4 protein-coding genes are annotated in these 8,191 nt (G+C 43.7%); 2 read left to right on the top strand and 2 right to left on the bottom strand.

Features of this window, described 5'->3' with window-relative positions:
- Positions 1-334: 334 nt before the first annotated feature.
- Positions 335-1,540 (bottom strand): S-layer homology domain-containing protein, encoded by a 1,206-nt coding sequence (locus HMPREF1863_RS04445; RefSeq protein WP_068367772.1) that lies wholly within the window; start codon positions 1,538-1,540, stop codon positions 335-337.
- A gap of 121 nt (positions 1,541-1,661) precedes the next feature.
- On the bottom strand, positions 1,662-7,247 hold the full coding sequence (locus HMPREF1863_RS04440) for a G5 domain-containing protein (RefSeq protein WP_232300113.1): 5,586 nt from the start codon (positions 7,245-7,247) through the stop codon (positions 1,662-1,664).
- A gap of 429 nt (positions 7,248-7,676) precedes the next feature.
- On the opposite strand from HMPREF1863_RS04440, the gene HMPREF1863_RS04435 reads away from it, so the two are divergent.
- Positions 7,677-8,024 (top strand): arsenate reductase family protein, encoded by a 348-nt coding sequence (locus tag HMPREF1863_RS04435; protein ID WP_068367770.1) that lies wholly within the window; start codon positions 7,677-7,679, stop codon positions 8,022-8,024.
- Positions 8,006-8,191, top strand: a 186-nt coding sequence (locus tag HMPREF1863_RS09325) for a hypothetical protein (RefSeq protein ID WP_232300112.1), incomplete at its 3' end; no start/stop codon positions are given. The genes HMPREF1863_RS04435 and HMPREF1863_RS09325, both read left to right, overlap by 19 nt.

Here is an 8,191-nt window from a genome sequence, read left to right as displayed (position 1 = left end):
CCTACGGCATTTTCCTGATTATTGTCTGGCGCCAGAGGAAGTTATTCTCCGGCGAGAAATAAAATCTCACGCTCACCTTGCGTCGGTAAAGCTTTTACCTGAAACAAGAAATTACTTTCCGCGACGCAGCCCAATAGAAATCAAATGGCGTTAGCCATTTGGACTGCTAAAAAGCGTTAGGGTGGAAAGGAAGGAGATTTTAGGAGGAGGGAAAGATGCGAATCCGGGCGCCCTATTCCCTCCTCCTAAGATTCAAAGAAAGATTTTTTGAATGGATTGTTTGCCTTTGCATAAAAGGTTCTTTACGCAAAATCACAAAACAAAAATCTATCTCCTACCTATAATCCCCTCTAAAGTGAGTCGTCCCTACAAAGTACACGATGTTTTTGCCGGGTTTTCCAAGTTGGGCATAGTTCCCGACGCGAACCTGCAAGTTAATGTAGCGATATTTAGGCTCCATCATATTCTCGCGGTGGCCAGGGGAATTCCACCATAGCCGATAAAAGTTCTCCGCAAGCACTTGTTCGTCCGTCATATAAAGACGGCTCTTCTTGCCGATGCGTTCGTTAGACATATGGATGATCTCCGCCAGATTTTCGCCGCAAATCGTGGTACGCAATTTCGGGCGAATATAATCGAATGCCGTAACCCACGATCTTCCGTCGAGACGGACGTGATCTTGTCCGTTAACGTCGATGGATCCGTTTTTCAAAAGTTCCTCGACACGTGTCGTCGCGCCGTGCGTTAAATCGTCGCCCCATTTTAAAGGCACGAGACCCCGTTTCGTTCGATCCGCATTAATCAGGGCTAAAAATTCCCTATTGAACTTTTCGTGATCGAAGGTTCTGCCGCTGTTAAAGGCGTTAAATTCAAAGCCTCCGCTTACAGAAGGCTTCGCAGGGCGAGCAGGAATTGCAGGTGCAGGTTGTGCAGGAGCCGGCTTGGACCCCCTCGGCTTCACACTTTGACCCGCATTGTAAATCATAACGAACACATCGCCGCGAGTGGCCGGCGCTTTTGCGTCCGGCGCGCCCACGTCACTTCCCGCACCGATAATGCCCAGCTCATCCGCCCAACGGATCCACGACGTAGGCCACGTGGCGCCTTTAACATCTTCAGGCGACAGCCCCTCCTTTGCCGCTACTGTGAGCATTTTTATTATTTCGGCATTGGTCACGGGATTGGCCGGACGGAATGTGCCGTCGGGGTAACCGACAATGGGGGAAACACCTTGTGGATTTTTCAAGCGACAAGCCGTTTGCACATAGCCGCTCGCCCAGTGGCTCGAAGGCACATCCTTAAAAATTTGGGCGCCCCGTCCTTTGGGCTGATGCCCCGTCATGCGAATGAGAAGCACGGAAACTTCCGCGCGGCTAATGGGGCGATCCAAACCGAGGCTTCCGTCAGGATAGCCCGTCACCACGCCCTCGTTTTTGAGGGCATTAATTTTATCGTTACGACCTACTGCCCATGCCGGGTTCGGCACTAAAAGAGACGTCGCCAGCATAAGCGTCGCCAACATTTTACACCATTTTTTCATACATACCTCCCATTTATTTTACTTTAGCGTAGCATAGAGAAAGAGAAACTACAAGGAAGGACTCTCCCACAAAAAAACCGCCGAGCGCATGGCTCGACGGAATTTCTATCCCTTGGACATCTTATTTTCTATTTTTTCTCTTCAAACGTTCTAATCCGATCAACAGTCCCGATGCCAACGCACCTAAGCCCGTGGGAGCTGCGATGCCGGGATCGAATGTTTGCGGTGCTTTTCGATCATCTGCCTTGCGTCCTCCTTCTTGAGCCGCCGGCGCCATTCTTCTTGCTTCATCGTCATTTCCTTCTTTTCCGGTGTTGGAAGGATTGATCCTACCCGAATCGGAAGGATCGGCGGTACCCGGTTTTCTCGGATCGTTCTTGCCCGAATCGGAAGGATCGGTCGTACCCGGTTTTCTCGGATCGGTTTTACCCGGATCGGAGGGATCAGCGGTACCCGGTTTGTTCGGACCGGTTTTACCCGGATCGGAGGGATCGGTCGTACCCGGTTTTCTCGGATCGTTCTTATCCGGATCGGAGGGTTTTTCACTACCGGGGGTGTTTCCACCAGGAGTGTTTCCACCTGGAGTGTTTCCGTCGGGGGTATTTCCGCCAGGAGTGTTTCCACCTGGAGTGTTTCCGCCAGGGGTATTTCCGCCAGGAGTGTTTCCACCAGGGGTATTTCCGCCCGGGTTTTCGCATTTACACTTGGTCCCGACTTTTACAATCTTCTTAACCGGGTCTGTGATTACTTTTTCTTCTCTGGAAACTTCATTACTATTTTCTACAGTAATTGTAGTTTCTTTCTTACCCAGTTTACCTTCTTGAACGGTTTCAGTCTTTCCGGCTTCCATTTCAGGATCTTCTATGATTTCCACTTCGAAAGGAATATCACTTTCAACTTTTACCTTGCCTTCAGTCTTAGAACCATATTCATATTCTGCATCCGTTGGTTCGGTTCTTTCGACTTTGGTCTCAATCTTGCCGGTTTCTTTATTGAAAGTGGTTGTAATCGTAACCTTACCCGGAGTACCGTCTTTAATCTTCTTAACTTCTCCGGCCTTCAGTTCCGGATTGTGTTTGAACTTAGTATTTTGAGGAATTGGCTCTTCCTTAACAACAGGTTTGATACCGACCTTAACAACTCTCTTCACGGGATCTTTTGTTTCTTCCTTGGTTACAAGTTTTCCTTGTTCCTTATCATAAGAAGTTGTAATCGTAACTTTACCTTTTTCGCCGGGAGTTACTTCCTCTTCCTTGCCCATTTCAACATTTTCATCATAGATATATTCAGTTTCAAAGGGTTTTTCAACTTCTTTTACAATGGGCTTGATGCCGATCTTGATGACCTTATCGACAGGTTTTTTAGTGGTTTTGAATTCGCCTTCTTTGGTTTCCTCAACTTTGCCGTCTTTGATTACGAGCGTATTTGTTCTTTCCTGCTCGCCAGGTGTGCCTCCGGTTTCTTCCCGTTGGCCGGCTTCAAGATTTTTATCGTATTCAATTCTGGTTTCGAAAGGCAATTCTTTCTTTTCTACAATTTCATGAGTACCGTCGTTGGTGCCTTCGCCGACTAAAACAACCGCCTTCTTAGCTTTTTTAGTTACCGTCGGTTCGGATGTTTCCGTTACCTTGGAATTCACGATGGTAAGGGTCTTTTCTTGCTCGCCCTTTTCGCCTTTTAATTCGTTGCCTGCATCATCGGTGGCGTATTTCCATTGGCCCTTTTTAAGGGACGGATCTTTTCTAACTTCAACTTCAAAGGGAATTTCTTCCTTAACTTTTTCAGTTCCGTTCGTCTTGCCGCCGATTTTTACAACTCTGTTTTGACCTGCTTCTTCTGTTTCAGAAGTTACGACCTTCTTTTGGTCTTTGTCATAAGTTGTTGTAATGGTAACTTTGCCGTTTTTGCCCGGAGTTACTTCTTCAGTCTTTCCGGATTCAAGGTTTTCGTCGTAGACATACTCTGTGTTGAAGGGTTTTTCTACAACTTTTGTTACTGGTTTTGTACCGATTTTTACAACTCTGTCGGTAGCTTCTTTAGTTGTCTTGAATTCGCCTTCTTTAGTTTCAGTTACTTGGCCATCCTTGATAACAAGTGTGTTTGTTCTTTCTTGTTCTCCCGGATTTCCTTCTTTAATAACTTCTTGTTGGCCTGCATCCAGGTTCTCATCGTATTCGATTACAGTCTTGTAATCTATATTTTTCTTTTCAGTTACTTCATGAGTACCGTCGTTGGTGCCCTTACCTACTTGGATGATTGCATCTTCTGCCGCAACTTCTGTGACAGTCGGTTCGCCGTCGACTTTAGAATTTTTGATTGTCCAAGTTGTAGTCTTTGTGCCGACCTTACCCGGTTTTACAATCTTGTATTCGCCTTTTTTAAGTGTATCTACTTCTTCAATCTTATATTTGAATGGCAATTCTTCTTTGTGTTCAACCTTGCCTTCGGTGTTTCTACCTACTTTTATAATTCTCTTTTTAGGAGCCTTGGTTTCACTAAATTCGCCTGTTTCAGTCTTTGTTACATTGCCATCTTCAATTGTAAGAGTAATATCTCTCTTCTTTTCTCCGGCTTCGCCTTTTTGAATTTCTTTGGTTTCACCTGGAGCAAGACTGTCGTCAAATTGGATTTCAGTTTCAAATCCTACTTCAACTTTTTCTTCAATCTTGTGAGTACCGTCGTTTACACCTTCACCGACGTGGATTTCTCTAACTTGTGGTGCTTTTAGTTCTTTTTCTTCTTCTTTTACGATTTTTGAATCTTCGATGGTATAAGTTACTTTCTTAGATCCTTTTTCACCTTCGGTGATGACCTTGATTTCGCCCTTTTTAAGCTCAGGGTCCTTTACTACTTTGGTTTCGAAAGGAACTTCTACTGTTTTTTCTACTTTTCCGTTGGTACCATAAGCCACGAATTGAGCTTCTGTCTTCTTTGTGCCTACTTCTAGCTTGCCATCTTCTTCATAATAGTGGGCTGTTACCGGTACATTTAGGAGGGCTCCATCTACTGACTTGCCTTCTTCAGCATTTGGTACAGTAGCCGTTACCTTACCGGTCTTTTCATCTATAGATACATTCCAAACATTGCCCTTGTCATCTGTATATGTTGGTGAATCTAGGGTGTACTTACCTGGTCTTCTGTTGTATTTATCTTCTGTATTTAGGATTACATTTGAAGAAAGCTGATCTCCTGATTTACCTGCCTTGGCGTTGTAGCGGGCAGTCATATTGGCCTTTTCTTCGATTACGAAGTAGGCATTGGCTTCTTCGGTAATATCTTTCCCCGGTTTTTGCTCGTCTACATAGTGAGCAATTACAGGTACTGTAAGCTTTTCTCCACCGTCAAAGGCTGTAGGATCTACCGGTTTCGCACTAACCTTACCTGTTTTTTCATCAACTTTTACAGTCCATTTATTTCCCTTATCATCTGTAGCTAGCTTGTTACCCGCTTCGTCAGTTTCCAGAGTATCCGGAAGGGAGTAGCTTTTTGGTGAAATTCTCTTGTCATCTTTTTTCACACTTGCCTCTGATGTTTGCTCATTGACCGGGTAGTTAACTTGGGCATCATATTCCGGCTTAATATAAGTTGATTCTTTAACTACAAAGTGGAAATAGTGAACGTCCTTTGAGCCGTTAGTGTAGGTATATTCTATCGGTACGGCGATAAAGTCTCCGGCCTTGGCGGATTTCGGAGGTTTAACTGTAAATTTAGAAATATCTTTGGCATCAACATCTATCTTCCATTGGTCTTTTTCTGCCTTGCCTTCATTTTCCTTGTTGATGAAGTCCATGATAATTCTACCGGCAGCTTCTCCCTTTTTATCTGCTTCATTCATTTCAGCAGCAGATTTGTCATTTTCACTTGGATTAGCCGGCTTAAACATTTTAACTGTAAAATCCTCGCCAGGATTTACATTTAAATAAGTCCTACCTTCTGTATCTTTTCCATTTTCGTCTTGAAAGGACTGGTTGTAGTATCTTGTATCATCTAGGTTTAGCTTGAAGCTTCCGACTAGGTTGTAGTGGTCGTAGCGGTCAATGCCTTGCTTGTCGATTGTGACATTAGTTCCCTTGTGATTGATGTCGGCAGTACCGGCTTCTGAGCCTGTATATGTTCCTGTGTCACCAAATTCGTCTGGTGTTTCTGCTATTTTTTTAAATTCTTCTGCTGTTCTTGGACGGGCAAAGAATTTGACATCAAGGTTTTGGAGGGCTTTATAATCATCAGTATTAAAGATTGAGTCTTCATTGATAACAGTCTTGTCATTTTTATCTTTTTTAAGGGCGCCTTCTGGCATCTGGATATGGATAGTTCCGTTTTTAATATAGGCACTTGCCCCCGGAACAACTTTTCCTGTAATTGGGTTATAAACTTGGCCGACTAGTCTTTCTTTTGCATTTTCATCTATATTGTCCACCTTGATGCCAGTGTCGATGTCTTGACCTTGGACAAAGACCTTTTTGTTGTATTGGCCGTTTAATTTCATTAGCTCAAGCTTGTCATTTTCATTTGGCCATGGGTTGACTTTGTAACCTAAGAGGAAGCTATCACCAAAAAACTTAACTCCTGGATTTTCTTTTGTGTAATTATCCTTCATACCAAAGGAAGTAGAGTCGTTGTCCTTGTTGTTGATATGCTCAAGGGTTTCTTTGCTAGCTTCGTAGTTTAAATTTCTTTGTGTTCCAGCACCGTCCATAGTACTATTTTCTGTTGGTTTGTATGTTACATCAGGAGATTCAGATGTTATTTTTTCTCCTTCATTCATCATTGGCTTATCTCCTGTCTCTACAGGAATACGTCCAGAATCCGTAACATAAATCTTAGTATAGGTTCTTTGACCGGTCTTCTTGTCTATGGTGATTTGATAACCATATTCAGTCTTACTTGGTGATGTTGCAGATGGGTTCTTAATATTGAATTTTAAACCATCTTTTGCTTTTTCTTGGTCAGTTATATAACTTTCTTGGTTTGTATTTCCCGGTTGTAAATCCGTTTCTTTATAGCGTTCAGATCCACTATAGTCTTTGATTTTCTTTTCATCCTCGGAGTAGTTTTGCTCATTAGTTGCAGTTTCTCCTGCTCCTTGAGCTTCCGGCGTTTTTTCTTCACCGATTTCCAAGCCGGTTTCCGACGTAATGACAGGTTGAGCCGCTGCCGTAACGGCGGGTCTGGTCGCTTTACGGGCAGCTTCTTCCGATGCAACGGTAGCTTCTGCAGCTTCCACGCCCGCTTCTTTAGCGGTCTCTTCTTTAGTAACTGCTTCTGCGCTTCTTGCTTTTGCAGGAGCAGCTTCCACAGCTTGTTTTTCCACCGGGGCTTCGGCGGCCTCTTCCGTCGGAGTTTCCATGGCGGTTTCTTCCACATTTTTCGCTTCTTCGTTTAAAGCTTCGTCGACTTGGATCGTTTTAGCTTCTACGGCGCCTTGTTTGTCTTCTTCCTTCTCGTCGAGGACGGGGCTATCCGATGCCTGTTCTGTGGGAGCGACATTTGTGTTTGCTCCCGTCTCTTCTTGAGGTGCCACGATGGCCGCCGGTTGCCCCACTTCTTGAGCAAAGGCATTTTGGGGCGCCATCATTAAGCCCGTAGCGAGGACAGAGACTCCTACCACAGACTTAAGTAAATTATTTCGCTTCTTTAGTGCATTTTCATTAGATAAAGGCAGTGCCACATTTTCTTTCGCGGCTCTGCCTGTTATATTTTCATTCATCAAAAAAATTCCTCCTCGCAATAAACTTAATGCAACTTTAAGTCTATTGATTACTAATCTGTTTTTTACACGTATACTTTAGTATACCCTACTTTAGTCCTTATAAATGGGATAAACACGTTATATTATTGAACTTCCATATATTTCCCAAACTTTTTATTATATGTTTATACTTTCGATATAATTTTTTCCTTGGTTTTAAACATGCGAACGATTTTTTATCTTCGATGTTTGACATTTCCTTGTTTTTTTCCGTACTTTGTCTGCTTATTTCCATAGAGTATTTCACATTAATAACTATTTCTCTTCGTTAATGAACATATTCCATATAGTGTCCTCGCCAATATAGACACCGCTTTTTAAATTTCGTTCTATTTTTTACAATCTTGGGTATTTATCCATAGAAGATTGACTTGGAAAGGAGTTTTTATGTTATTCATTCACTATCCGAAATGTTCCACCTGCAAAAAAGCCAAGGCTTATTTAGACGATCGTGGCGTCGCCTACGAGGAACGCCACATTGTGGAAGATCATCCGAGCTATGAGGAATTGAAGAAATGGTATGAGATGAGCGATTATCCCCTAAAACGCTTTTTCAACACCAGCGGCATGCGCTACCGGGAAATGGGTCTGAAAGATAAGCTACCCGACATGAGCGAAGATGAACAGCTAAAACTTTTAGCCACCGACGGCATGCTCGTGAAACGCCCTATTCTCATCGACGGGGATCGCGTACGCGTCGGCTTTAAGGAAAAGGAATGGGACGAATTATTTTAAATCCTGCGGGCAAAAGCCTGCAGGATTTTTTATTGTCTGCGCACCGTATCGCAGGGGCATCCTCCATCGAGAACCAAAATCTCACGCTCACCTTGCGGCGGCAAAGTTCCTTACCTGAAACAGAGCGTCTCTTTCCGCGACGCAGCCCAATACAATCGAAGCCCGTT

This window comes from Aedoeadaptatus coxii (assembly GCF_001553115.1).
Lineage (GTDB): Bacteria > Bacillota > Clostridia > Tissierellales > Peptoniphilaceae > Aedoeadaptatus > Aedoeadaptatus coxii.
Note: the sequence above shows the minus strand (reverse complement) of the source record. Positions and strands in the feature narration are given on the sequence as shown.

What these genes read in the sequence shown, in the direction of transcription:
- HMPREF1863_RS04445 (WP_068367772.1), bottom strand. Translation starts at nt 1,540, where the DNA reads ATGAAAAAATGGTGTAAAATGTTGGCGACGCTTATGCTGGCGACGTCT.
- HMPREF1863_RS04440 (WP_232300113.1), bottom strand. Translation starts at nt 7,247, where the DNA reads ATGAATGAAAATATAACAGGCAGAGCCGCGAAAGAAAATGTGGCACTG.
- HMPREF1863_RS04435 (WP_068367770.1), top strand. Translation starts at nt 7,677, where the DNA reads ATGTTATTCATTCACTATCCGAAATGTTCCACCTGCAAAAAAGCCAAG.